We start from the raw sequence: 2555 nt of genomic DNA, 5'->3' as shown, positions 1-2555 counted from the left end.
CGCCGTGGCGCTGGCCGATCTCCATCAGCAGCGGCTCGGCGAGCACCTTGCCATAGGCGAGCGGCATGTAGGCGGTGATGGCGATACCGTGGGCCTGGCAGAATTCCACCACCTTGCGGTTTTGCAGCAGCGGGTGGATCTCTACCTGCTGATGGGCGATGACGCCCGGCCCCAGAACCTCGATAGCTTCTTTAAGCTGGGCCACGGTGAAGTTGGAGACCCCGATCTCGCGGGTCAGGCCCCGGGCTTTGGCCTCGGCCAGCTGCTCCAGATAGACCGCCATCGGCACCTCATCCTTGGGGGAGGGCCAGTGAATGAGCGCCAGATCCAGATAGTCGGTGCCCAGTTTTTCCAGGCTCACCTCCAGGCTCGGGATCAGCTTGCCCGGGCCGAACTCGCTGGTCCACACCTTGGTGGTCAGGTAGATCTCCTGGCGGGGCACGCCACTCTCGCTCATCAACTGGCCGACTTCGGCCTCGTTGTCATAGATCTGGGCGGTATCGATATGGCGGTAGCCAAGTTCCAGCCCCTGGAGCAGGGAGTCGCGAAGGGGCTGATCTTTCAGGCGGAAGGTTCCAAGACCCAGGTTGGGCATCTTCATCATCAAATTCCTCAAGTTATTGTTTCTACGCTCAATGCTTTGTCTGTTTGCCGGGCCTGCGGTGCAGATCCGGCGGGGAGGGCGCCGGCAGCCTCAGACCCTGTGATAGCGGCGCACCAGGCTGCTGGCAAACCACTCCTGGGTGTCGGCCACGAAGGCGAGAAAATGGGGCTGCTGCTGGTGGGCGCTGAGGGCTGCTTCACTCTCCCACTCCTCGTACAGCATCCAGCTGTGGAGGCTCTCCAGGCTCTGGTGCAACTGGTAGCAAAGGCACCCCGGCTCTTGCAGGGTAGCGGCGATCAGCAGCTCGAGGGCGGCGCGAAACTGGGCGGCGAATTCGGGTTTGGCGTCAAGCTGGGCAATCACGATCAGGGGGGATGGCATCTGAACCTCCTCGTTAAGACGGGAGTCAGTATGCCCGCCCCAGACTGGGGGATACAGGGCAGCAGTCGCAAAACACTATTGAGGTGAGTGCAGCAATGTGGCCTCCCCATGGCTGGTCGTGGTGCAGGTGGGCCAGGGGAGGGCGGAGTATTATCAAGCGCTGGCCGGTTCGGACCAGACCGCAAATTCATTGCCGCTGGGCTCGACAAAGTGAAAGCGGCGGCCACCGGGGAAGTCAAACAGCGGGCGCACTATGGTGCCCCCTGCGCCGGCTACCTTGCTCTGGGTCGCCTCGATATCGGCGCTGTAGAACACCAGGAGCGCCCCGCCCTGAGCACTCTGGCTGCACAGTTCGGTGCGGTAGAAGCCGCCATCCAGCCCTTCCCCTTCGAAGGCGCAATAATCGGGGCCGTAGTCGGCAAACTGCCAGCCAAAGGCGGCGGTGAAGAAGGCTTTGGTGGCGGCAAGATCCCTGGCCGCAAATTCCACATAGTTCAGTTTTTCATGGGCCCTGGTCATAAGGGTTTCCTTGTCGATATCGGTGGTTATTTCGGTTGCCAGCGCTTTTGCGTGCGGATCGTGGAGTGGGGCAAGGCGTCCCAGGGGGTCAGCTTGAGCTGCTTGCGCCGAAACCAGAACCAGGTCCCCATCAGCAGACCGAGCCCGATGCCAAACAGCAGGCTCTGGCGCAGGGCAAACCCCAGGCTCACCTCATCTTGCCAGCCGAGGCACCACATCAACACCCCCCAGATAGCGCCGATGGGGAGTCCCAGGGCAAGAACGTTGATCAGAAAGCGTTCGTAGTGGGGCGGCCTGATGGTGAACCCCGCCTTTCGCAGCAGCCAGATGATCGGCGGGTTGTAGTTGAGCGTTTGCACGCCCTTCTCGGCCAGCTCCCGATGGGCGGCGGCCAGCCTGTTGTCGAATGTCATGGATCGTCCCTGTCATGGTGTGGCGCCATACGGTGCCGGTTGGCGGCATTGTACTGGCAAGGGCGCAGATAAAACAGGTGGTGCGTCACGATACGAAGCGACGCCTGTCTTGCTAACTCCCGGCCATTGCACCTATAAAGGCCCATTACTCTTGCCAGGATGACAACAATGAAGACCCATTCCGATGAATTGACCCTGTTTGTGGCGGTGGTGGAGGCGGGCAGCTTTCGCCAGGCGGCGGAGAATCTCGGCATGGATAATTCCGTGGTGAGCCGCGGCATCAAGCGCCTCGAAGAGAAGCTCGCCACCGTGCTCCTCAACCGCACCACGAGGCGGGTCAGCCTGACCGAGGAGGGGAGCTGGTTCTATCAGCGGGCGGTGAAGATCCTGACCGAGATGAGTGAGGCGGAAGGGTTGCTGCTGATGCGCCGGGAGCAGCCGGAGGGCATTTTGCGGGTGGACGCCGCCACCCCCTTCATCCTGCATAGATTGGTGCCCATCATCGGCGAGTTTCGCCGCCGCTACCCCGCCATCGAGCTGCAACTGCACAGCTCCGAGGGCTTCATCAACCTGATGGAGCGGCGGGTGGACATGGCCATTCGCATCGGCGAGCTGACGGACTCCTCCCTGCGGGCCCT

The 2555-nt window shown here is 62.0% G+C and carries 5 protein-coding genes; 1 reads left to right on the top strand and 4 read right to left on the bottom strand.

Annotated elements, in window-relative coordinates:
• From AACR77_RS09320 to AACR77_RS09305, 4 genes are all read right to left on the bottom strand, one after another.
• The coding region (locus AACR77_RS09320) for an aldo/keto reductase (RefSeq protein WP_042880993.1) at nt 1–604 on the bottom strand (604 nt) is incomplete at its 3' end.
• A gap of 90 nt (nt 605–694) precedes the next feature.
• A complete protein-coding gene (locus tag AACR77_RS09315) occupies nt 695–985 on the bottom strand; it encodes a putative quinol monooxygenase (protein WP_042880991.1) in 291 nt (96 codons plus the stop codon).
• A 153-nt stretch (nt 986–1138) separates the two neighbouring features.
• Entirely contained in the window at nt 1139–1504 is a 366-nt protein-coding gene (locus tag AACR77_RS09310) for a VOC family protein (protein ID WP_042880989.1), read from the bottom strand.
• A gap of 26 nt (nt 1505–1530) precedes the next feature.
• Nucleotides 1531–1917, bottom strand: coding sequence for a DUF6404 family protein (locus tag AACR77_RS09305; protein WP_042880987.1), 387 nt, complete (start codon nt 1915–1917; stop codon nt 1531–1533).
• A 168-nt stretch (nt 1918–2085) separates the two neighbouring features.
• Here AACR77_RS09305 and AACR77_RS09300 point away from each other — a divergent pair.
• A partial coding sequence (locus AACR77_RS09300; protein WP_042880986.1) for a LysR family transcriptional regulator occupies nt 2086–2555 on the top strand: 470 nt, incomplete at its 3' end.

It is taken from the genome of Aeromonas sp. ZOR0002 (genome assembly GCF_963866995.1).
In the GTDB taxonomy this organism is placed as follows: domain Bacteria; phylum Pseudomonadota; class Gammaproteobacteria; order Enterobacterales; family Aeromonadaceae; genus Aeromonas; species Aeromonas caviae.
Note: the sequence above shows the minus strand (reverse complement) of the source record. Positions and strands in the feature narration are given on the sequence as shown.

Excerpts from the sequence above, each read along its gene's own strand:
- AACR77_RS09315 (WP_042880991.1), bottom strand. The coding sequence starts at position 985 with ATGCCATCCCCCCTGATCGTGATTGCCCAGCTTGACGCCAAACCCGAA.
- AACR77_RS09310 (WP_042880989.1), bottom strand. The coding sequence starts at position 1,504 with ATGACCAGGGCCCATGAAAAACTGAACTATGTGGAATTTGCGGCCAGG.
- AACR77_RS09305 (WP_042880987.1), bottom strand. The coding sequence starts at position 1,917 with ATGACATTCGACAACAGGCTGGCCGCCGCCCATCGGGAGCTGGCCGAG.